The 21,980-nt window shown below is 75.5% G+C and carries 21 protein-coding genes; 7 read left to right on the forward strand and 14 right to left on the reverse strand.

Going from position 1 to position 21,980, the window contains the following annotated elements:
- Position 1: 1 nt before the first annotated feature.
- Both ABD994_RS16410 and ABD994_RS16415 read left to right on the forward strand, forming a co-directional pair.
- Positions 2 to 322 (forward strand): DUF1636 family protein, encoded by a 321-nt coding sequence (locus tag ABD994_RS16410; RefSeq protein ID WP_345416931.1) that lies wholly within the window; start codon positions 2 to 4, stop codon positions 320 to 322.
- Between the two features lie 86 nt (positions 323 to 408).
- Positions 409 to 3,588: an ATP-binding protein gene (locus ABD994_RS16415; RefSeq protein WP_345416934.1), complete on the forward strand. Its 3,180-nt coding sequence runs from the start codon at positions 409 to 411 to the stop codon at positions 3,586 to 3,588.
- 152 nt (positions 3,589 to 3,740) lie between these two features.
- On the opposite strand, the gene ABD994_RS16420 is transcribed toward ABD994_RS16415, so the two are convergent.
- A complete protein-coding gene (locus ABD994_RS16420) occupies positions 3,741 to 4,787 on the reverse strand; it encodes a thermonuclease family protein (RefSeq protein ID WP_345416937.1) in 1,047 nt (348 codons plus the stop codon).
- Positions 4,788 to 4,935: 148 nt separating this feature from the next.
- Between ABD994_RS16420 and ABD994_RS16425 the strand changes: the two genes are divergently transcribed.
- Genes ABD994_RS16425 through ABD994_RS16440 form a run of 4 tightly spaced genes read left to right on the forward strand, consistent with a single transcriptional unit; the run spans position 4,936 to position 8,186 of the window.
- Positions 4,936 to 6,219, forward strand: coding sequence for an aminotransferase family protein (locus ABD994_RS16425; protein WP_345416942.1), 1,284 nt, complete (start codon positions 4,936 to 4,938; stop codon positions 6,217 to 6,219).
- Between the two features lies 1 nt (position 6,220).
- Positions 6,221 to 6,544: a winged helix-turn-helix transcriptional regulator gene (locus ABD994_RS16430; protein ID WP_345416945.1), complete on the forward strand. Its 324-nt coding sequence runs from the start codon at positions 6,221 to 6,223 to the stop codon at positions 6,542 to 6,544.
- Positions 6,545 to 6,585: 41 nt separating this feature from the next.
- Positions 6,586 to 7,425 carry an NAD(P)H-binding protein gene (locus tag ABD994_RS16435; protein WP_345416948.1) on the forward strand — a complete coding sequence of 280 codons (840 nt, stop codon included), beginning with the start codon at positions 6,586 to 6,588 and terminating at the stop codon, positions 7,423 to 7,425.
- Positions 7,422 to 8,186 carry a LamB/YcsF family protein gene (locus ABD994_RS16440; protein ID WP_345416951.1) on the forward strand — a complete coding sequence of 255 codons (765 nt, stop codon included), beginning with the start codon at positions 7,422 to 7,424 and terminating at the stop codon, positions 8,184 to 8,186. Before ABD994_RS16435 ends, ABD994_RS16440 begins: the two co-directional genes overlap by 4 nt.
- Before the next feature lie 10 nt (positions 8,187 to 8,196).
- On the opposite strand, the gene ABD994_RS16445 is transcribed toward ABD994_RS16440, so the two are convergent.
- The 6 genes from ABD994_RS16445 to ABD994_RS16470 form a co-directional block, all read right to left on the reverse strand.
- Positions 8,197 to 8,553, reverse strand: a complete 357-nt coding sequence (locus tag ABD994_RS16445; RefSeq protein WP_345416953.1) for a hypothetical protein — start codon at positions 8,551 to 8,553, stop codon at positions 8,197 to 8,199.
- Between the two features lie 167 nt (positions 8,554 to 8,720).
- Positions 8,721 to 10,076 carry an acetyl-CoA carboxylase biotin carboxylase subunit gene (locus tag ABD994_RS16450; RefSeq protein WP_345416956.1) on the reverse strand — a complete coding sequence of 452 codons (1,356 nt, stop codon included), beginning with the start codon at positions 10,074 to 10,076 and terminating at the stop codon, positions 8,721 to 8,723.
- A complete protein-coding gene (locus ABD994_RS16455) occupies positions 10,073 to 10,315 on the reverse strand; it encodes an acetyl-CoA carboxylase (RefSeq protein WP_345416959.1) in 243 nt (80 codons plus the stop codon). The genes ABD994_RS16450 and ABD994_RS16455 overlap by 4 nt, the downstream gene beginning before the upstream one ends.
- A 10-nt stretch (positions 10,316 to 10,325) precedes the next feature.
- Complete coding sequence (locus tag ABD994_RS16460; protein WP_345416962.1) at positions 10,326 to 11,300, reverse strand: 5-oxoprolinase subunit C family protein; 975 nt, start codon at positions 11,298 to 11,300, stop codon at positions 10,326 to 10,328.
- On the reverse strand, positions 11,297 to 12,241 hold the full coding sequence (locus tag ABD994_RS16465; protein ID WP_345416965.1) for a 5-oxoprolinase subunit B family protein: 945 nt from the start codon (positions 12,239 to 12,241) through the stop codon (positions 11,297 to 11,299). The genes ABD994_RS16460 and ABD994_RS16465 overlap by 4 nt, the downstream gene beginning before the upstream one ends.
- Positions 12,238 to 14,613 (reverse strand): xanthine dehydrogenase family protein molybdopterin-binding subunit, encoded by a 2,376-nt coding sequence (locus tag ABD994_RS16470; protein ID WP_345416968.1) that lies wholly within the window; start codon positions 14,611 to 14,613, stop codon positions 12,238 to 12,240. Before ABD994_RS16470 ends, ABD994_RS16465 begins: the two co-directional genes overlap by 4 nt.
- A gap of 299 nt (positions 14,614 to 14,912) precedes the next feature.
- On the opposite strand from ABD994_RS16470, the gene ABD994_RS16475 reads away from it, so the two are divergent.
- Positions 14,913 to 15,203 (forward strand): DUF1540 domain-containing protein, encoded by a 291-nt coding sequence (locus ABD994_RS16475; protein ID WP_345416971.1) that lies wholly within the window; start codon positions 14,913 to 14,915, stop codon positions 15,201 to 15,203.
- Here ABD994_RS16475 and ABD994_RS16480 read toward each other — a convergent pair.
- The 7 genes from ABD994_RS16480 to ABD994_RS16510 form a co-directional block, all read right to left on the reverse strand.
- Positions 15,188 to 15,610, reverse strand: a complete 423-nt coding sequence (locus tag ABD994_RS16480; RefSeq protein WP_345416974.1) for a hypothetical protein — start codon at positions 15,608 to 15,610, stop codon at positions 15,188 to 15,190. The genes ABD994_RS16475 and ABD994_RS16480 overlap by 16 nt on opposite strands.
- A 77-nt stretch (positions 15,611 to 15,687) precedes the next feature.
- On the reverse strand, positions 15,688 to 16,422 hold the full coding sequence (locus ABD994_RS16485) for a class I SAM-dependent methyltransferase (protein WP_345416977.1): 735 nt from the start codon (positions 16,420 to 16,422) through the stop codon (positions 15,688 to 15,690).
- Positions 16,419 to 17,453, reverse strand: coding sequence for a magnesium/cobalt transporter CorA (corA, locus tag ABD994_RS16490; protein WP_345416980.1), 1,035 nt, complete (start codon positions 17,451 to 17,453; stop codon positions 16,419 to 16,421). Before corA ends, ABD994_RS16485 begins: the two co-directional genes overlap by 4 nt.
- A gap of 79 nt (positions 17,454 to 17,532) precedes the next feature.
- Positions 17,533 to 18,291: a CPBP family intramembrane glutamic endopeptidase gene (locus ABD994_RS16495; protein WP_345416982.1), complete on the reverse strand. Its 759-nt coding sequence runs from the start codon at positions 18,289 to 18,291 to the stop codon at positions 17,533 to 17,535.
- A complete protein-coding gene (locus ABD994_RS16500; protein ID WP_345416985.1) occupies positions 18,288 to 20,138 on the reverse strand; it encodes an alpha/beta hydrolase in 1,851 nt (616 codons plus the stop codon). The genes ABD994_RS16495 and ABD994_RS16500 overlap by 4 nt, the downstream gene beginning before the upstream one ends.
- 87 nt (positions 20,139 to 20,225) lie before the next feature.
- Positions 20,226 to 21,425 carry an amidase gene (locus tag ABD994_RS16505; RefSeq protein WP_345416988.1) on the reverse strand — a complete coding sequence of 400 codons (1,200 nt, stop codon included), beginning with the start codon at positions 21,423 to 21,425 and terminating at the stop codon, positions 20,226 to 20,228.
- The gene (locus ABD994_RS16510; protein ID WP_345416991.1) at positions 21,422 to 21,934 is read right to left on the reverse strand and encodes a hypothetical protein; all 513 of its coding nucleotides are present in this window, start codon (positions 21,932 to 21,934) and stop codon (positions 21,422 to 21,424) included. The genes ABD994_RS16505 and ABD994_RS16510 overlap by 4 nt, the downstream gene beginning before the upstream one ends.
- Positions 21,935 to 21,980 lie beyond the last annotated feature (46 nt).

Raw genomic sequence — 21,980 nt, forward strand, 5'->3', positions numbered from 1 at the left:
CGTGCCGCTGCTGATCTGCCGCACCTGCCCCCGCGACGAGCCGGCCAGCGGGTCCTTCGGGGACGCGCTGGACCGGGCCGTCGCGGGCACCGACGTCCGCGTCCGGCACGTGCCGTGCGTCGGCGGCTGCCCGAACCCGGGCAACGTCGCGCTCGACGGGCCGGGCAAGCCGCGCGTGCGGTTCTCGCGCATCACGCCCGACGACGCCGACGTCGTGCTCGAGGCGGCCCGCCGCTACGACGCCAGCGGCGGCGCGCCGGGCGAGTGGGACGTGCCGAGCGGGTTGGCCGACCGTCTGACGGCGGTCACGCCGAAGCGCTGATTCGTCCACTCGGCCGCATGTCGGGCTCGCCCGGACGACGTACCCTTCCGCGAGGCGATCACGTGACGTGACGCCCGGGGGGATGGATGACGTCGGTCGGGATCCGGCTGTTCGGCGGCGTCGCCGTGGTCCGGGACGGCGTCCCCGACCCGCGCCGCAGCCGGACCCACGCCGTCCTCCTCGCGCTCCTCGCCCTGCGGGCCGGGGAGGCCGTCGACGGCGACGTCCTCATCGACGAGGCGTGGGGCGAGGACCTGCCGAAGCACCCCCGCGGTGCGCTGCAGGTCGCGCTGACGCGGCTGCGCGACTGGCTCGGCGACCGCCCGGAGCCGTGGATCACGGCGAGCGGCGGCCTGTACACGCTGCACGTCGCACCGGACGCCGTCGACCTCCTGGCGTTCGACCGCCTCGCCGACGCCGCCCTGCGCGGCGCCGACCTCGCGCTCCACGAGGCCGCCCGCGGCGCGTGGCGAGGCACCCCGTTCCTCGGGCTCGGCGGCGACCGCCTCGCGGAGGCCCGCCGCGGCGCCGAGGAGCGGCGCCGCACGGTCACCGTCCGCCACGCGGAGCTGCTGCTCGACGCGGGGCGGTTCGGCGAGGTCGTCGACCTCCTCGCCGGGGAGGACCGCCTCGACGAGGAGCTCGCGGGGCTGCTCGTCCGGGCGCTGCGCGACGGTGGGCGCCGGCGCGAGGCCGTCGACACCTACCTCGAGGTGCGCCGGCGGCTCCGCGACGAGCTCGACGTCGAGCCGGGCCCGGAGCTGCGGGCGCTGTACGGCTCGCTCGCCACCCCCCGGACCGCCGACGCGGCGCCGGCGCCCGAGCTCGTGGGCCGTGACGACCTCACCGCGGCGATCCTCGACGCCCTGCACGGCGACGGGCGGGTGATCGTCCTGCACGGGCGCGCGGGCGCCGGCAAGAGCGCCGTGCTGCGGGCCGTGCTCCACGCGGCGCGGGCGCGGGGTGCGCGCACCGCGGCGTCGGCGTGGGGCGAGGACGACGTCCCGGCCGCCCCGTGGCACGAGGTGATCGACGACCTGGAGATCCGGGCGCCCGCCTCCGACCGCGACCTCGGTCCCTGGCTGCACGTGCGACTCGGCGACCGCGCGCAGGACGCGCCCGTGCTGGTGGCCCTCGACGACGCCCACCGCGCCGACTCCGCGTCGCTCGACGTCCTGCGGGCGCTCGCGCGCCGCGGACCGCCCGCCGGGGTCGTCGTCGTGGTGGCGGCCCGGGCGCCCGACACCGTCCCCCGCCCGCGGTGGGACCGCGCCCTCGCCGAGCTCCGCGGGCACGACGGCGTCGTCACCCGCACCGTCGGCCCGCTCGCCCCCGACGCGGTCGCCGTGCTCGTGCGGCGTCGCCTCGCCGCGCTCGCGCCGGACGAGGCCCTGGTCGCCGCCGTCACCCGCCGGTCCGGTGGGCTCGCCCTCCACGTCACCGCGCTGCTCGACCTGCTGGGGCGCTGCTCGGACCGGGCGGAGGCCCGTGCGGCGGTCGCCGACGTGCCCGACCAGGTCCGCGCGGTGATCGACCTCCAGGTCGCGCAGCTGCCCCTGGCGACCCGCCGGGCCGTCGAGGCCCTGGCGGTGCTGCGCCCGATCGACCTGGCCGGTCTCGCCGCCGTCCTGGGCCGGCGGCCCCTCGAGGTGGCCGACGACCTCGAGGTGGCCGCCGCGGCCGGCCTCGTCGCGGGCGGCGGCGACCGCTACGTGCTGCGCCACGACCTCGACGCCGACGGCCTGCGCGCCGGCGTGTCCGCGGTGCGGGCCGCCCACCTGCACCTCGCCCGTCTCGAGGCGCTCGACGGCCGCGCCGACGCGTTCACCGTGCTGCGCCACACCGACGGCGCCGCCACCCTGCTCCCTCCGGCCCGGGTCGCCGCGGCGCGGGTGGACGCCGGCGTCGAGTCCTACCGCCGGCGGGCGATCCCCGAGGCACTCGCCCTGTTCGCGGCGGCCGAGCCGGCGGCGACCGACGCCACCCGCGCGCGCCTGGTCGGGTACCGCGCCCTGTGCCTCTCGGCGCGGCGCACGACCGGCGACGTCGGGCCCGACGTCGACCTCGAGGACGCCCTCGACGAGGCGCTGGACGCCGCCCTCGCCGCCGGCGACGACGAGCTCGCCGTGCTGGTCGCGGTCGGCGACGAGCCGCTCGGTCTCTCCGTGCAGGGCGACCCGCGCCGGTACGCCCGCCTGCACCGCCTGCTCGACCGGCCGCTGGGGCCACGGCTCCGGCTCGACCTGCTCGTCGCGACGGCCCGCGAGGCGTCGGCGACGACGCAGGACGACGGCGCGGCGCTCATCGCCGAGGCGAGGGCGCTGGCCGAGAGGGTCGCCGGCGACGACCCCGTGTCCCGGGCGCGGGTCCGCGCCCTCGAGGCGCGTCACCTCGCCGACGGGACGGTCCCGGGTCTCGACCGGCTGGCGATCGCCGCCGACGCCCACCGCCTCGCCATCGCGACCGGGAACCCGTCGCTGCACCTGGACGGCACCGAGCTGCTCATGACCGCCGAGCTCGCCGTCGGCCACACCGAACGGGCGCACAAGCTTCGCGTCGAGCTCGAGACCGCCGCCGAGCGCTGGTTCCGGCCCCGGTCGATCTGGGCCGCGCAGGTGGCCGAGGCCGCGATGCTCCTGGCCGAGGGCGACCCGGGCGCCGACGCCGCCGCGAGCCGCGCCGCCGAGCGGGGCCAGGCGCTCGGCCTGCCGGCCGCCCCGTTCGCGGCGGGTGCCCACCTGCTCGTGCAGCACCTGCTGCTCGGGACCGTCGCCGGGCTGGAGCCCCTGGCCGCCCACGCCGCCACGCGGGCGCTCAACACCGCGGCCTGGTCCGCGGCGGCGGCCTACGCCGCGGCCTGCGGCGGGGACGACGACCGGGCCCGCGAGCACCTCACCGAGTACGCCCGGCGCGCCGCCGACCCGGCCATGTGGTTCTCCCGCGCGGCCGCGGCGCTCGCGGCGGCCGTGGCGTCCCGTCTCGGCGACGAGGCGACGGCGGCCCACGTCCGCGACGTGCTCCCCGTGGACCCGGACGCGGCGGTGCTCGTCGGGTTCGGCGGGGCGGTGCTCGGGCCGGTGACGCTGTGGACGGGCCTCGCGGCCCGGACCCTCGGCGACCTCGGCACCGCCGAGCGGGAGTGGTCGGCGGCCGTCGCCCTCGCCGAGCGGGCCGGCTGGACGCCCTGGGCCGTGGCGGTCCGCCGGTGCCTGGACTCCCTCGCGGACCCCGACGCGCCGTTGCCGCTGGGGCTGGGCGCGCCGTGATCGCTCCGGGTGCTCCGTCGACCGGACCACAACCGCCGCACGGAGCACCGGGGCGGATCATGGTCGGAGCGGGAGCGGCCGGACCGTGATCGCTGCGGGTGCTCCGGCAGGGCGGTGACGTCGACCCCGAGGAGCACGCGGAGCGATCGTGGTCAGCAGGGACGCCAGGTCCGGCCGCCGGGGGCGTAGCACCGAGGTCCGGTGTAGCCGGGGTACGCGCTGCCGGAGGCGCTGCTGCTCGCGCGCGGACTGCTCGACGAGCTCGAGTCGTCGGACGCGGTCGCCGCTGCCCGGCGTCGCGCCTGCTCGTCGGCGCGGGCCTGCGCGCGGGCTTGCCGGTCGGCCTCCTCACGCGCTTCCTGCTCGCGCTCGGCCTGCCGAGCGGCCTCCTCCTGCGCCCGCTGCTGGGCGGCGGCCTGCTCGCGTTGGTCGCTGGCACGACCACGGGAGATGCCTGCGTCACCGGCGGCGTCGTCGGCCACCGCCCGGGTACGCAGACGCAGACCTTCCTGCTCGGACACGCTGAACGCCGTCCAGGTGACCCCGACGCGCGGTCCATCGAAGCGCGCGAGGACGGCTCGAGCCTCACTCGCGATCCCCTCGAGTCTCGCGGCCTGGGCGTCCCACTGCTCCGGCGTTGCCGGAACGTAGCTCCACGGCTGGGCGGCGGCTTCCACGGCGGCCACCTGGCCGGGCAGAGTGCAGGTCACGCTCTCCGCGTAGAGACCCCGCCTCGCCGTCCGAGCCTCCTGGTTGGCGGCGACGACCTGCGGCTCGAACCGGTCGTTGCCACCGACGACCATGGGCACACCGAGGCCCTCACGGGCGAGCTCGGCGTTGACGAGTACCCCGTCCGCGTTCGTCACGCCGGCGAGCTCGCGGCCGTAACCGTCGACGGTCTCGGAATCGCGTTCCAGCGTGACCGTGCTACCCGACGGAAGGAGCTGACCGAGCCGCGCCGAGGCCTCCGGCCCCAGGCACTCGACCGGCCTGTTCGGGTCCTTGGTCTCCGGGGTGTCGACGTTGAGCAGGCGCACCCTCATCGTGCGGCCGTCCTCGGACAGGGCGTCGAAGGTGTCCCCGTCCACCACCCGCTGGACCACCGCCGTCTCGCCCGCCGACGCCATCACGGCCACGGTCGTGCCGCCGACGGCCGCCAACCCCACCACGCCAGCCACCAGCAGTGCCGGCAACGCCATCTCGTCCCCCAGGGTCCTGCGCCGCTCCGTCGGGCGCCGACAACCTCTCGTTCCGGACGAAACTCTTGTTACGTCGATCGGCGCAATGACGAGCGCCGACCGGCCGCTCCCCTCCCGTACGGACCGGTAGACGCGGAGAATCGCGACCATGAGCACCCGGCTGTGGCACCCGTTCTCCGACATGGCGGCCGTGGACGGCCACGAGTTCGTCGTCGACCGGGGCGAGGGGCCGTGGGTCTTCGACGAGGAGGGGCGGCGCTACCTCGACGGCTGCGCGAGCCTCTGGTACGCCAACGTCGGCCACGGGCGGCAGGAGATCGTCCAGGCCGCGATGGCGCAGATGGGCAAGCTCGAGGCGTACTCGTGCTTCTCCGACATCGCCAACCGCCCCGCGCTCGAGCTGGCCGAGCGGCTCGCCGACCTCGCGCCCGTCGACGACGCCCGCATCTTCTTCGGGTCGGGCGGCGCCGACGCCATCGACACGGCCGTGAAGCTGGCGCGCGGGTACTGGCAGGCCCGCGGCGAGCACCAGCGCGTGCACGTCGTCTCCCGCGAGACCGGCTACCACGGAACGCACGGCTACGGGACGTCGATCACCGGCATCCCGCCGAACCGCGAGGGTTGGGGCGTGCTGGCCGGCGAGGCGACGGTCGCGCCGCTGCACGACCTCGACGGCGTCGAGAAGATCTTCGCCGAGGTCGGTCCAGAGCGGATCGCGGCGTTCGTCATCGAGCCCGTCACGGGCGCGGGCGGCGTCCACCTGCCCGTCGACGGCTACGTCGAGGGCGTCGCGGAGCTGTGCCGGCGCCACGGGGTGCTGCTGGTCATCGACGCCGTGATCTGCGGCTTCGGGCGGCTCGGCACGTGGTTCGGCATCGAGCGCTTCGGCGTCCGGCCCGACATGATCACCTTCGCCAAGGGCGTCACCAGCGGCTACCTGCCCCTCGGCGGCGTGGTGGTGTCCGGCGAGGTCGCGGCGCCGTGGTGGACCACGCCCGGCGAGCGCACGCTGCGCCACGGCCCGACGTACTCCGGCCACCCGACGGCGTGCGCCGCCGGCATGGCCACGCTCGACGTCTACGAGCGCGAGGGGCTCATCACCCGCGGCGAGGAGCTCGAGACGCCGCTGTTCGAGGCGCTCGCGCCGCTGACGGCGCACCCCCACGTCCACGAGGTCCGCGCCGGCTTCGGCTTCCTCGCGGCGGTCGAGCTCGAGCAGGACGTGCTCGACGGGGTGCCCGACGCGCCCAACGCGCTGCTGCGGGCCGTCCGCAAGGAGGGCGTGCTCGTGCGCGGGCTCGGGCGGGGCGTGGCGGTGTCGCCGCCGCTCGTCGTCGGTGACGAGGAGATCGCCCTGCTCGCCGAGGCCCTGCGCGCCGGGCTGGACACGCTGTCGGTCGAGACCCCGGTGCCGTCGGCGCCGGGCGCGTGAGGTGAGCACGCCGGCGCCCGACGTCTTCCTCGCGGACTGCCCGGCGCGCTCGGCGCTCGAGCTGATCGCGGACACCTGGTCGGTGGTCGTCCTCGTGGGCCTCGCGCACGGCCCGCGGCGCTACACGGCGCTGCTCGACCGCGCCGGCGGGATCAGCAAGAAGATGCTCACGCAGACCCTGCGCCGGCTCGGCGAGGCGGGGCTGGTCGAGCGGCCGGAGGTCCGGGGCGGCGAGTACCGGCTCACCGCGCTCGGTGTCTCGCTGCTGGGCCCGCTGACGGCCCTGACGGCGTGGGCCGAGGAGCACGCCCACGAGCTCGCCTGAGGGCACCTCGCGGTTCCCTCGCGACGCCCACCATCGCGGCCATGGACATCGAGACCGTCGTGGTCGCCGGGGCGACCGGGAACGTGGGTACCGAGGTGGTGCGGGCGCTGGCCGGGGTGGCCGAGGTCCGTGCCCTGTCCCGGCGGGGCTCGCCCGTCGACGGGGCGACGGCCATGCGCGGGGACCTGGGCGACCGGGCCGCCGTCGCGGACGCGTGGGCCGGCGCGGACGCCGTCTTCCTCCCGGCGGGCCACCCCGACCCACCGGGGCTGCTGGCCGACATGCGGGCCGCGGGCGTCCGCCGCGTCGTGCTGCTCTCGACCGGGGCCGTCGTCGGCGGGGACCTCGACAACGCCGTCACCCGGTTCAACGTCGTCTCCGAGGCCGCCGTGCGGGACTCGGGCCTGGAGTGGACCGTGCTGCGCCCGAGCGGCTTCGCGTCCAACGCCCTGCGGTGGGTGCCGCTGCCCGACGTCGTCGTCGAGCCGTTCGCGGACGTCCCGGTCACCGTCATCGACCCGGCCGACATCGGCGCCGTCGCCACCCGCGCGCTCACCGGCTCCGGGCTCGGGGGCCGCAGCCTGCGGCTCACCGGACCGGAGGCGACGCGGCCGGCCGACCGGCTCGCGGTGCTGGGCGAGCTCCTCGGCCGCGACCTGCGCCTGGAGCCCGAGCCGGACGACGTGGCCCGCACGCGGATGAGGGGGGTCATGCCGGAGCCGTACGTCGACGCGTTCTTCCGCTTCTTCCGCGGCGGGGAGTACGGCGACAGCCGGGTCATGAGCACCGTGCCGGACCTGCTCGGCCGACCCGCCCGGACGTTCCGCGACTGGGCGGAGGTTCACGTCGGGGCATTTCGGGCGGACACTGACCGACCATGAAGACCCGTGTCGACCTCAACGCGGACGCCGGCGAGAGCCTGGGGCGCTGGAAGCTCGGGCACGACGGCGAGCTCATGGCGTACGTGACGTCGGTGAACGTCGCGTGCGGGTACCACGCGAGCGATCCGGTGACGATGCGCGACTCGGTGCGCACCGCCGTCGCGACCAACACCGCCATCGGGTCCCACCCCGGGCTGCCCGATCTCGTCGGCTTCGGGCGCCGGCGGATGGCCCTGCGCCCGGACGAGGCGGCGCAGCTCGTGCTGTACCAGACGGGTGCCCTGCAGGCGACGGCCCGCGCGGAGGGCGCCGAGGTCGTGCACGTCAAGCCGCACGGCGCGCTCTACGGGATGGCGCTCACCGATCCCGACATCACCACCGCGATCACCGAGGCCGTGCTGCGCCTCGACCCGGACCTGATGATCTTCTGGCTGGCCGGGCCGACCGCGGAGCTGGCCCGGTCGCTCGGCGCGAAGGTCGCGCGCGAGGGCTTCGCCGACCTCGAGTACACCGACGAGGGCCACATCATCGTCGAGCCCGAGCCCAAGGCGAAGGACCCGGAGGCCGTCGCGCAGCAGGCGGTCGACCTGCTCGAGGGGCACGTCACCTCGACGTCGGGCAAGCGCCTCGACGTCGAGGTCGACACCATCTGCCTGCACGGCGACCGACCGAACGCCGTCGAGATCGCCGACGCCCTCGCGCGCCGGCTCGACCACCACGGCGTCGAGCGGGTGCCGGCGGCGGAACTGCTGCGGACCTGATCGGCCCGGGCTAGATGACGAGGACCCGCTGGTCCACGCGCGCGCCGGGCATCGCGATCCCGGTGAGGTAGGCGAAACGCTCGGAGCGTGCGCACGCGTCGACGAGGGCCTCGACCCGCGTCTCGGGCCGCCCGCCCTCCCGGGCCCGCGCACCCGCCGTCATGGCCACCAGCCGGCGGACGTCGTCGACGAGGAGCGGGCCGAAGTCCTCCGGCGCGGCGCCCCGGCAGGCGAGCTCTCCGCCGAGGTGGTCGAGGGCGTGCAGCGCCGCGTGCGCCGCGTCCAGCGCGCTCGCCCCGGTCACGTCGTCGACCACGGCCGCGAAGTCGATCACGCCGGCGAATTCCGGGTCCTGCGCCACGTCCATGCCGTCCCTTCCCGCAGAGCCACACCGTCCGCGGCGACGATAGGGAACGACGGCGATCTTTGACCTGATGATTACCTGGCAATTCTCGGAAATTTACCCGACAGAGGACCACTATCGTCGCGATACGCCGAAAACGTATAACGGCGACGAATACCCCCATGGTGAGGTCACGGGTCGGAACCGGACCCGAGCCACGTCTCCAGGGTGGTGATGTCGTAGGTGCCGTCGACGACGGCCGGCTCGTCGAGCAGGCGGCGGTGCAGCCCGATCGTCGTCGGCAGGCCCTCGACGCGGTACTCGGCGAGCGCGCGGCGGCCGCGGGCCAGGGCCTGCTCGCGGGTGGGCGCCCACACCGAGAGCTTGGCGACGAGCGAGTCGTAGAACGGCGGGACGGCGTCGCCGGCCATCAGCGCGGTGTCGACGCGCACGCCCGGCCCGCCGGGGAGCTCCAGCCCGGTGACGTCCCCCGGCGACGGCAGGAAGTCCTGGTCCGGGTCCTCGGCGTTGACCCGGAACTCGATCGACGCGCCCCGGGAGACGATCTCGTCCTGGCCCACCGACAGCGGCGAGCCGCCCGCGATGCGCAGCTGCTCGGCGACGAGGTCGAGCCCGGTGACCCATTCGGTGATCGGGTGCTCGACCTGGATGCGGGTGTTCATCTCGATGAAGAAGAACTCCGACCCCTCGACGAGGAACTCGACGGTGCCCGCACCCACGTAGCCGACCTCGGACGCCAGCCGCACCGCCGCGTCGCACAGCGCCGAGCGGACCGACGGGTCGAGCCCCGGCGCCGGCGCCTCCTCCAGGATCTTCTGCCGGCGCCGCTGCAGCGAGCACTCGCGCTCGAAGCAGTGCACGACGTTGCCGTGGGTGTCGCCGAGCACCTGCACCTCGACGTGCTTCGGCCCCTGCAGGGCGCGTTCGAGGTAGACCGCGTCCGACCCGAACGCCGACGCCGCCTCGCGCTGCGCCTCGGCGACGACGGTGCGCAGCTCGTCGGCCGACGCCGCGGGCCGGATGCCGCGCCCGCCTCCACCCGCCGACGCCTTGACCAGCACCGGGTAGCCGATCTCCTCGGCCGCCGTCACGGCGTCGTCGACCGACGCGACCTCGTCGCTGCCCGGCACCACCGGCACGCCCGCGCGGCGGGCGACGGCGCGCGCCGCCGCCTTGTCCCCCATCGTCGAGATCGTCGACGACGACGGGCCGACGAACGTCAGTCCCGCCTCCTCGACCGCGGCGGCGAACGACGGCCGCTCGGACAGGAAGCCGTAGCCGGGGTGGACGGCGTCGACGCCGGCCGAGCGCGCGGCCTCGACGACCTTCTCCTCGTCCAGGTAGCTCTTGGACGCGGCCGACTTGCCGAGGTGCACGGCGTCGTCGGCCAGCCGCACGTGAGCGGCCTGCGCGTCCGCGTCGGAGTACACGGCGACCGCCCGGATGCCCAGCTCCCGGCAGGCCCGGACCACGCGCAGGGCGATCTCGCCGCGGTTGGCGACGAGGACCTTCCGCAGCCCGGTCACGTCTCCAGCTCGACCAGCTCCTGGCCGATGGTCACCTCGTCCTCGTTCTCGACGAGGAACTTCGACACGGTGCCCGCGGCGTCGGCCTTGACCTCGTGGAACGTCTTCATGACCTCCACCAGCCCGACGGTGTCGCCCTCCGCGACCGACGAGCCCTCGGTCACGTAGGGCTCCGCGTCGGGTGAGGGCCGGTGGTAGAAGACGCCGGGCGTGCGGGACGTGATGGTGTGGCTGCCCACCGAGGTCCTCCTAGGACGAGAGCGCGGAACGGATGCGGTCGAGCGCGCCGAGACGGTCCCGGCGGACCGCCAGCGCCCCGTCGAGGTCGACGGGGACGAAGCGCGTCCGGTCGCCCGTCTTGGTCTGGGCGAGCCGGTCGCGATCGACGGAGACGACGGTGCCGAGCGTCGCGTAGCCCCCGCCGGTGACGGCGTCCTGCAGCAGCACGATCGGCTCGACGCCGCCGGGCACCTGCACCGACCCGACGGGGTAGCCGCAGTCGGTGACGTTGGCGGGGTCGCTGCCGGCCCCGAAGGGCTGCTCGCGGGGCACGAACTCCAGCTCGGCGCCCCGGAACCGGTAGCCGACGCGGTTGGCGTCCGGGGTCACCTTCCACTCGGTGTCGGTGAACCGCGCGAGGCTGTCCTCGGTGAGCCGGTAGCTGTGCAGCCCGACCAGCAGGTGCACCTCGGCCGTCGACGGGTGCGACGGGATGTCCGCGTCGTCCACCCGGCGGCCGGCCCTCGGGTCCCGCGCGGCGTCGCCCAGCGGCAGCTCGTCACCCGCCCGCAGCGCTCGGCCCTCGAACCCGCCGATCCCGACGAGCGTGTACGTCGAGCGGCTGCCGTAGTAGAGCGGGACATCGATGCCACCGGCCACCGCGACGTACGGGCGGGCGCCCGCGCGCAGCTGCCCGAACGACAGCACGGAGCCCGCGGAGACCGCCACAGACTCCCAGAGCGGGATCTCCGCGCCGTCGACGAACGCGGGGATGTCGGCGCCGGTCACGGCGATGACCGTGTCGACGGTGAACTCGAGCGTCGGCCCGAGGTAGACGGCCTCCAGGGCGGCGGCCCCCGGCTCGTTGCCGACCAGGGCGTTGCCGACGTGGTAGGCGAACGAGTCGAGCGCGCCCGAGGGCGGGAAGCCGATGCTGTAGTAGCCGAGGCGCCCGGTGTCCTGGACCGTCGTCTCGAGCCCGGGGTCCTGCACCCTGATCGTCACCCGTACAGCACCTCCTTCATCGCGGTGTTCGTGCCGTCCGGGTCGGCGAGGAAGCGGCTCGGCGAGAACTCCAGCTCCCGGTACGAGTACCGCCACGTGCCGGCGTCGACCTGCGCGCGCACGTCGTCGTACTCGGCCTGGTCGACCCGCCGGTAGTTGATGACGTCGCCGTGCTGGAAGAACACCACCGAGTCGTTCTCGGCGAAGTCCGGCAGCCGCTGCTCGCCGTCGAAGATCGGGGCGGGCGCGGAGCCGAAGAGCTGGTAGCCGCCGGCGCCCTTCACCGGGTAGATCACCGCGAAGGCGCCGCCGAAGCCGAAGGCCCGCTCCGGGGTCTCGGTGCGCGGGCGGACGTACTTGGGCACCTCGACCTGGCGCTCGCGCGGCACCAGCTGGAAGCACCACGGCAGGCCAGGGACGAAGCCCATCATCGTCACGAGGTAGGGCGAGGCGGCCAGCGCGTCGATGAAGTCCTCGGTCGAGGAGTAGCCGTTGATCCGGGCGCCGTAGTCGAGGTCGGTGCCGGTGGGGTCCTGGTGGCGGTCGCGGAACTTCATGAGGACCTCGTGGGTCCACGGGTCGTTCAGCATGATCGGCACGTCGACGATGCGCGTGGCGATCGTGAGGTCGTCCGACAGCGACCCGACCTCACCCTCGATGCGCTGCAGCTCGCGGACGAGGTCGCGCGGGTCGAGGCGGTCGGGGTCGACGCGCACCATGTACGACGCGTTCGACGGGCAGATCTCCTCGACGCCCGGGATCGCCTCCTCGCCGAGCCGGCGCGTGATCGCCAGTGACGTGAAGTGCACCGGCAGGCTCATCGCCGCCGACAGCTCAACGTAGACGAACTCGTCGCCGCCGAAGTCGTACCGCGTCTCGGTGTCGGCCTCCTCCCCCGATGGTCCGGCTCCGCTGCGCTTCGCGTCCGCCCCGGCGCTCATGGGGTCACCTTGGCCGCGTCGGTGATCGCGCGCCAGACCCGCTGCGGTGTCAGCGGCATGTCGAGGTGCGTGACGCCGCGGGCGGCGAGGGCGTCGACGGCGGCGTTGACCACCGCCGGCGACGACCCGATGGCCCCGGACTCCCCGATCCCCTTGGCGCCGAGGGGGTTGGTCGGCGACGGCGTCACGGTCTGGTCGAGCTCGAAGCCGGGCAGGTCGCTGGCCGCCGGGACGGCGTAGTCGGCGAGCGTCGCCGCCGTCGGCTGGCCGGCCTCGTCGAACGTCGCCTGCTCGTAGAGCGCCTGGCCGATGCCCTGGGCGATGCCGCCGTGCAGCTGCCCGTCGACGATCTGCGGGTTGACGATGCGCCCGCAGTCGTCGACGGCGACGAACCGGCGCACCCGGGTGCGCCCCGTCTCGGTGTCGACCTCGACGACCGCGATGTGCGTGCCGAACGGCCAGGTGAAGTTGGGCGGGTCGAAGTGGTGGTCGGCGGTGAGGTTGGGCTCCATGCCCTCGGGCAGGTCCGCGGCGAGCGACGCCGCGCCCGCCACCTCCTGGATCGTCAGCGACGGGTCCGACGTCCCGGCCACCGAGAAGACGCCGTCGACGAACTGCAGGTCGTCCTCGGCGGCCTCGAGCAGGTGCGCGGCGATCGCCCGGGCCTTGGCCGCCACCTTCTCCGCCGCCCCGTACACCGCGGTGCCGCCGACGGCGAGGCTGCGCGAGCCGTAGGTGTCCCGGCCGAACGGGGCGATCATCGTGTCGGAGTGGAGGACCTCGACGTCCGCGGGGTCGATGCCGAGCGAGTCGGCCGCGATCTGCGCCCACGCCGTCTCGTGACCCTGGCCGTGGGGGCTGGTGCCGGTCACGACCTCGGCGCGCCCGGCCGTGGTCATCCGCACCGTCGCGGCCTCCCAGCCGCCGCTCTGCAGCCGCACCCCGGCCGCGACCTTCGACGGCGAGAGCCCGCCGGACTCGGTGAAGTTGCCGATCCCGACGCCCAGCTCGACGGGGTCGCCGGCCTCGCGGCGGCGCCGCTGCTCGGCGCGCAGGCCGTCGTAGTCGACGAGCTCGAGGGCCCGGCGCATCGCGCGCTCGTAGTCGCCCGAGTCGTACTGCACCCCCGAGGGCACGGTGCGGGGCTCGCTGAAGGGCGGGTGGAGGTTGCGCAGCCGCAGCTCGGCCGGGTCCATCCCCAGCGCCCGGGCCAGGTCGTCGAGGACACGCTCGTGGGCGTAGGCCGCCTCCGAGCGCCCGGCGCCGCGGTAGGCGTCGGTGGGCGTGAGGTTGGTGAAGACGCCCTCGCAGGCGAAGTCGTAGGCGCCGAAGTCGTAGAGCCCGCAGTAGGTGAAGGCGCCGAACACCGCGATGCCGGGCGTCAGGAGCTGCAGGTAGGCGCCCATGTCGGCGATCAGCCGGACCTTCATCCCGAGGATGCGCCCGTCGCGCGTGGCGCCCACCGTCATGTGCTGGACCTGACCGCGCCCGTGGGTGGTGGCGACCCCGTGCTCGGAGCGGGTCTCGGTCCACTTGACGGGCCGGCGCAGCCGCCGCGCGAGGACGAGCGCCAGCGCCTCCTCGGCGTAGACGTTGAGCTTCGCGCCGAACCCGCCGCCGACGTCCGGCGCGACGACGCGCAGCTTGGTGTCGGAGACCCCCGTGATCAGCGCCAGGAGGTCGCGCACGAAGTGCGGCACCTGGGTCGACGTGTGGATCGTGAAGCCGCCGCCGACGGCGTCCGGGGTCACGACGACCGCGCGGGGCTCCATCGGCGAGGCCATCACGCGCTGCTGGACGTAGCGGCCCTCGACGACGACGTCGGCCTGCGCGAGCGCGGCGTCGACGTCGCCGACCGCGAGCGGCCACGTGTAGCAGTGGTTGGTGCCGAACTCCTCGTGCACCAGCGGCGCGCCCGCCGCGAGCGCCGCCTCGACGTCGACGACGGCGGGGAGCTCCTCGTAGTCGACGACCACGAGCTCGGCGGCGTCACGGGCGGCGGCGGCCCCGGTGGCGACGACGACCGCGACGCCGTCCCCGACGTGGTTGACCTCGTCACGGGCCAGCGGCAGGTGCTCCGGGACGAGGATGTCCTCGGTGACCGGCCAGCCACAGGGGATGCCGATGGCGAACTCCCCGGCCAGCTCGGCGCCCGTGTGCACGGCGACCACCCCCGGGTGCTCCCGGGCCGCGGAGGTGTCGACCCCGGTGATCCGCGCGTGCGCCACGGGGCTGCGCACGACGGCGAGGTGCAGGGTGCCGGGCGGGGTGATGTCGTCGGTCCAGGTGCCGCGCCCGGTCAGCAGGGCGGCGTCCTCGCGGCGGGGCAGGCTGCGGCCGACGTGGGTCGGTCGCGGCACGGTCTCGGTCATCCCGGGGTGCTCCCTCGGCCGGCGGTGGTGGTGCGATCCACCGTGGCGTGCCCGATCCGTCCTGTGAAGTGGCTCGCTGTCCGTTGTCGATCTCGGCTCGTCCTGAGGTCAGGCGATCCTCACCCCGCGAGGTCCGGACGGGTGCAACACAACATGACCTACATCACAGGGTCGGCGGTTTGGCGCGCGTGTCGCGTCCGTCGCCCCTGGTCGCCGTCGGCCGGTGGGGCGTTCCGCCCCGGTCAGGCGAGCCTTCGCTGCCTGGCACCCACCCCGCGCGGGCCGCCACCATCGTCGCCATGACCTCGATCCAGAGCCTCCCCACGGTCCAGGGCTGTTCGGCGACCTCGTGCGCCTACAACGAGGCCTCCACCTGCCACGCGGGCGCGATCACCGTCGCCGGCGACAACGCCGCGTGCGGCACCTTCGTGGAGATTTCGTTCCGCGGCGGCGTCGAGGGCAACGGCGTCGTCGGCGCCTGCCACCGCTCGGAGTGCCGGTTCAACGACAAGCTCGAGTGCACGGCGTCGTCCGTCGAGATCGGGCAGAGCAAGGACGTCGCCGACTGCCTGACCTACGAGGCGCGGTAGAGCTCCTCCAGCGGCGCGACCGAGTCCGCGGAACCCACCGCGGGCTCCAGCAGGAGCCCCCGCAGGGGGTCGGCGCGCAGCGTGCCGTCGGCCACCGCCAGGGCGGCGACGCAGTCGACGTCGTCGACGAGCACCGCGGCGCCGCGGGCGGCCACGCCCCCGAGCGCGCCGAGCACGGCACGCCGGCCCGTGGCGTCCAGCCCGTCGGTGAGCCGGTCCACCAGCACCACCGCGGCGTCGCCGGCGTCCTCGAGACGCCGGCGACGTTCGGCGACCCCGTCGCCCGGCCCGGCCGTCACCCGCCGGGCGGGCGCGGATGTGTCGTCGAGCATCGCCATCAGCCTCCGGCGCACGATCTGCTCGCCGAGCAGCACCGTCACCTCGCCGGTGGGCAGTCGCAGCGTCATCGCCCGCCTCCTCGTCTGGTGAGGGCAGGCTAACCTCGCTTACGGCGCGAGGTCGAGAGTCCGGGCGGATCTCACCGTCATGTCCGGATCGCCCGCCAGGCCGCCGTCGCGAACGGCACGAGAACCGGGTCGGTGCCCACGTGGTGCGCGACGTGCGCCAGCGCCCGGCGCCGGACCTCCGCCCGCTCGTCGGCGGGCAGCGTCAGCACCGTCGAGTAGGTGCCGAGCATCCCAGCGACGTCGTCGACGGCCATCCACGTCGACGCCCGGAACACTTCGGACTCGCCGACGGAGAAGGGCGCTCCCGCCGGCAGGGCGATCTCGAAGCCGGCCGTGGGGCCGGGCTTGCCGGCGTCGTCGGTGTGCGCGATGGCCCGCAGCTGCGAGACCCACTCCTGCGCCGGGTCCGGGAAGCTCCACAGCAGGCCGAGCGTGCCGCCGGGCCGCAGGACGCGGGCGATCTCGGCGGTGGCGCGCTCCGGGTCGAACCAGTGCCACGCCGAGGCGACCAGGACGGCGTCCACCGACGCGTCGGGCAGCGGTACCTGCTCGGCGGAGCCGGCCAGCGCGGGCGCGCCCGGGCTGCGCGCGGCCAGCACGGCGCGCATCGCCTCGTCCGGCTCGACCGCCACCACGTCGGCGACGCCCTCGGCGGCCAGCGCCCGGGTCAGCAGCCCGGTGCCGGCGCCCAGGTCGAGCACGGTCGCGTCCGGGGACGGGACGAGCCAGCGCAGCGCCTCGGGGACCGGCGCCGGGCGCAGGCGGTCGTAGGCGTCGGCGGCGCCGCCGAAGGAGCGGGCCCGCGCCGTCACAGCCACCCGCGGTGGCGGAAGACGAGGTAGAGGATCACCGACGTGAGCACCATGAGGCCGAGCGCCATCGGATAGCCGAAGGCCCAGTGCAGCTCGGGCATCTCGTCGAAGTTCATGCCGTAGATCGCGCCGATCAGCGAGGGCGTGAAGAGGATCGCCGCCCAGGAGGAGATCTTCTTGACCTCCTCGCCCTGCGCGAGGCTCGTCTCCGAGAGGGTGCGCATCTCCTCGTTCTGCCGCTGCCCCACCAGCGCCGCGTTGACCTGCAGGATGTTGCCGAGCAGCTGGCGGAAGTTGTCGGCCGACTCGCTGGTCTGCGCGACGTGGTCGGCGACGTCGCGCAGGGCGCGGTGGAGCATCACGCCCTCCGGGTCGTCGGTGGTCTCGTCCAGCAGCCCGTCGAGGACGTCGCGCAGCGGGTCGACGGCGCGCTGGAGCTCGATCACCTCGCGGGAGAGCTGGTAGATGCGCCGCGAGACGCTCGGGTCGCCCCCGAACACCTGCGTCTCGATCTGGTCGATGTCGTGGCGCAGGCCGCGGACCACCGGGTGGTAGTCGTCGACGACGCGGTCGAGCACCGCGTACAGCACGGCCCGCGGGCCCTGGGCCAGCAACGCGGGGTCGCCCTCCAGGCGCGAGCGCACCGACGACAGGTCCGGGGTCTCGGCGTGCCGCACGGTGACGACGAAGTCCCGCCCGAGGAAGAGGTGGATCTCGCCGACCTGGACGTCCTCGTCCTCGTCGACGTACCAGGCGGGGCGCAGCACCACGAACTCGACGTCGTCGTAGCGCTCCAGCTTGGGCCGCTGGTGGGCGTGCACGGCGTCCTCGACGGCCAGCGCCGGCAGGGACAGCTCCTTGGCCAACCGGTCCAGCTCGTCCTGGTCCGGGCGCAGCAGCCCGATCCACGCGAAGCCGGCGTCGGGGCCGTCGCCGTCCCGGTCGCGCAGCAGCGCGAGCGTGCCGTCGAGCGAGCCCGGCTCGGTCTCGCGCTCACCACGCACGTACACCGCGTTGTCCACGACGGTCATCGCGGCATTGTCGCGCCACGGAGGCGACGTCGCTGGCCGGTGCGCGAAATGTCCGGCCCCGGGCCCCGTCACCGGGGTGTCAGTGGGCGAGGGCGACGCCGGCCGCGACGAGGCCGACGGCGTTCGTGCCCAGGTGCAGCCCGATCGGGGCCAGCACCGACCCCGTGCGGTGGCGCAGCCAGCCCAGCGTGAGCCCGCCGACGACGGTCACGGCGAGCACCGTCAGCGCCGAGGTCCACGCCCACGTCGGCGGCAGCGGGACCGCGGACGGCCCGAGGGCGACGGTGAGGTGCCAGAGCCCGAACGCGACCGCGGACACGCCGAGCGCGGCGCGCACCGGCAGGGAGCGCGCCGAGTGGCCGTGCAGCACGCCGCGGAACGCGAGCTCCTCGGCCAGCACCGTGCCGAAGGGGATGAGCACGAGTCCGCGCAGCAGCAGCGCGCCCGGGGAGGCGCCGGCGAGCTGCGGGTTCTCGAGCAGGTGCGGGGCGGCGACGAGCACCGCGCCGTAGCCGAGGACGGCGATCCCGATGGCGGCACCGCCCCAGCGCGCCCCCGCGCCCCAGGTGCCGCGCCCGACGCCGAGGTCCGCCCACGTCAGCCCGAGCAGCCGCGCGGAGACCACGAGCCCGGCCACCCCGCCGACGTTGAACAGCGCCTTGAGCACGGCGTCGGCGGGCAGCGCCGGGAGCACGAGATTGCTCCAGGCCAGCAGCAGCGCCGCGAGGGCCACCGGCGGGGCCAGCCGCCGCCAGTGCGACGGTGCGGGGTCGTCCTCCCCGGTGTCGCTGGTCGCGGGCGCGCCCTCGGTCGTGGCCGTGCGGTGGGGAGCGGTCACAGCCCCAGCATGCCCGCCGCCCGTTCGGTGTCCGCACCGGTCCACCCGGCGGGGCTACCCAGCGCGAGCCAGGCACCGAGCATGGTCCGGCGGTACTGGTGACCGTGGCCGTCGGGGACCGACGTCGAGTTGGTCATGTCGATGGTGACCTGCCAGAACGTCACCACCGGGTACCACTCGACGGCCTCCGCCACGTCCGGTCCGCGCGGTTCGGCGAGCCAGTCAGGGCGCCGCCAGAGCAGGGCCGGCGACCACCAGACCACCGGGTCGGAGGCGTGCTGGAGGTACACGACGTGTGGTGAGGACCACACGCCGGGTGGCTGCGCGAGGTCGTCGGCGGTGGCGCCGAAGCGCACGTCGCGGCCGCCGTCGACGACCGGCCGGTACTCCGGGGAGCCGGGGTCGCGCCGCGCGGTGAGGGCGGCGTGCAGGCGGTTGGAGTCCGGCGGGCCCACCCAGAGCACGCCGTCGGCCTGGGCACGGGCGTCCTCGATGCTCGAGAACGCCGCCTCGGAGCCCTGCGAGCCGAGGCTCTCGCCGAACGCGTACAGGCGCGGGCGCTGCCCCGGGGGCATCCGGGCGATGCGGGCGTGCACCGCGTCGAACAGCGCCCGGCCCTCGGCCACCGCGCGGTTGCGGTCCACGACGAACGACAGCCAGCTCGGCAGGTAGGAGTACTGCGTGGCGACCATCGCCGTGTTCCCACCCCAGATCATCTCCAGGGAGTCCGGCACCGGGTCGTCGATCCAGCCCGTCCCGGTCGTGGTCACGACGGCGATCACCGGCCGGGCGAACGCCCCGGTGCGCTCGAGCTCGGCGACCGCGAGGGACGCCCGCTGCTCGGGGGTCGGCGCGGACAGCAGGCCGACGTAGGCGCGGATCGGCTCCACCGGCGGCCGGCCCGACGCGGCGCCGAGCGCGGCGAGCGGGGGGCCGCCGGCGACGAAGTCCTGCCCCTCGCGCCCCAGCGTGTCCCAGCGCACCAGCGACGCCGGCGACCCGGAGCGCGTCGGGGCGAGCGGCTGCCTGACCCACGGGTACGTCTCGTCGTTGGCGGCGCTGAACGCGGCGTCGGCGATGCGCAGGCCGGTGGGCAGCACGACGTTGTCGGCGACGGTGACGACGAGGGCCACGACGACGCCGGTGGCCACCACCGTCGAGAGGCCGCGCGGCACGTGCACCCGGCGGCGCAGCACGCCGGCGAGCCACCGTGACACCCACAGCACGCCGCGCCCGAAGCCGACGATGAGCCCGGCGACGACGAGCGCCACGGGGGCGGCGCGCAGGTAGCCGCCGGTCGAGGGCTGCTCGACGCCCATGAGCACGGCGACCTGCCGCTGCCAGCCGGCGCCGGCGACGAGCATCAGCAGGAGCCCGGCGACGGCGGTGGACACCAGGACGGCCCAGGAGCCGGGCGTGAACCAGACCGGGGCGGCGCGCCGGATGCGGTCGCTGAGGTGGGTCCAGCGCGCGGTGCCCGTGACCAGCCACGCGAGCGCCACGCCGATGCCGTAGCCCAGACCGCCCGAGATGCCGGTGGCGAGGCCCTGGAAGAGGTAGCTGCGCGGGATGAGCGAGGGCGTCAGGGACATCAGCGCGAACGCGGTGCCGAGGATGAACCCGGCCGGGTGGGCGCGGGGCACGTAGCGCACGACGGCGGCCAGGCGGGGCCCGAGCAGCGGGGAGTCACCGCCGAACTGGTGGCGCTGCCCCTCGCGGTGCCAGAGGTGGTGGTGCTCGAGCTCCCGCTCGAACTCGACCTGGAACTCCGTGTCGAGCTCCTCGACACCGGACCCCGCGGACCGTGCCGAGCCCGGGGCCGACGACTCCCCGTCGCGGTCCACCACGGCCCCCACTCTTCCCCCGCGCGCAAGCCGGTACACGGCAGGTGACCCACCCCATGTGCGTGATCTTCTGAGCTATTGCTCAGAAGATCACGCACGTAGGAGGTCCTCCAGGTGGCGGCCGGCGGCGAGCAGGGCGTCCTCGCGCTCGGGGTGACCGAGGAGCTGCAGGCCGAGGGGCAGACCGTCGGCGTCGCGGGCACCGGGGACGGCGAGGGCCGGCAGGCCCAGGACGTGCCACGGTCGCGACATCGCCGGGTCGCCGGTGTGGTCGATCCCGGGCGGGGCGACGCCGAGCGCGCCCGGGGCGAGGACGGCGTCGACGGACCGGAGGTGCTCGAGCACCTCCGCGCGGGTGGCGGCCGACCGCTCGCGCGCCGCGGCGAGCTCGCCGGAGGGGACGGCCCGGCCCTCGGCGAGGAGCTCGCGCAGCTTCGGGCCGAGGCCCGGGGCGTCGGGGATCGTCGCCGCGGCCTCGGCGGCCATGATCGTGCGCTGGTCGATCGCCGCCCGGCGCATGTCCACCGGCCACGCGTCGACGACGATCCCCGCCGCGCGGGCCCGGTCCACGGCGGTCGCGTGGGCCTGCTGCATGGCCGGCGTGACGTCGGCGACCTGCGTGCCGTCCCAGGCGGCGAGCCGGACGGTGCCGGGGTCCGCGACCGCGGGCCCGCCCAGCGCCGCCCGGGCCTCGGCGACGTCGGCGACCGTGGCCGCGAACAGCCCCAGGGTGTCCAGCCCCGGCGCGAGCGGCGAGACACCGTCGGTCGGCAGGCTGCCGCGCGCCACGGCCAGCCCGGCGACGCCGCAGAACGACGCGGGCCGGATGACGGACCCGGCGGTCTGGGTGCCCACCGCCAGCGGCACCGCGCCCGACGCGACCGCGGCCGCCGACCCGCTCGACGAGCCGCCGGGGGTGCGCGCGGGGTCCCACGGGTTGCGGGTGGGCCCGGGGTCGAAGAACGCGAACTCGGTGGTCACCGTCTTGCCGACGACGACGGCACCGGCCGCGCGCAGCATCCGCACGACCGCGGCGTCGCGCTCGGCGGGCGGCGCGTCGGCGCGGGTCGCGGATCCGCAGCGCGTGGGGACGCCGGCGACGTCGACGATGTCCTTGACGCCGACGGGTACGCCGGCGAGCGGGCCGGACGTCCCCTCCTCCGGGTCCAGCAGCGTCACCCAGGCCCGGACGCGGTCCTCGACCTCGTCGATCCGGCGCCGCGCGGCGGCCGCGGCGCCGGGCCCGCGGGCGTTCGCGAGCCGCCGCGGCGCGACCAGCTCCCCGCTCACGACGTCGGCGGGGTGTCCGGCAGGTCGATGATCTTGGTCTCGCCCGGGGGCGGCGGGATGTCGTCCGGGTTGGTCGGCGTCGCGGGAGCGGACGCCGGTTGGGTGTCGGCCGAGGTGGACGACGCCGTCGACGTGGGCTCCGACGACATCGCCGACGTCGGGTCGGACCCGTCCTGGCCGTCGGACCCCTCGTCACAGGACGCCCGGTGTCCGTGGCCGTTCCCGCGACCTCCCAGCCCGAGCCCGCCGAGCAGGCCACCGACGACGTCCTGGTCGTCGCCGGCGCGGCAGTCGGCGGACGTCCCGCGGTCGGCGGCGTGGCCGGGGGGAGAGGCCGAGTGGCCCGGGGACCCGTCGCCGTCGTCGCCGTGGCCGGGGCTCGCGAGGGCCAGGCCCGCGCCGGCGCCGGTGAGGGCCAGGGCGGACGCCGTGGCCACGGCGCCGCGGCCGATGACGCGGGTCAGGCCGGTGTCGGTCGTGCGCACGTCCTCGAGGCGGTGGTCGCCCATCGGATCCTCCTCCCGCGTGACCACGGTGCAACGAACGGTCCAACGG

Source organism: Actinomycetospora chlora (assembly GCF_039542135.1).
Taxonomy (GTDB): domain Bacteria; phylum Actinomycetota; class Actinomycetes; order Mycobacteriales; family Pseudonocardiaceae; genus Actinomycetospora; species Actinomycetospora chlora.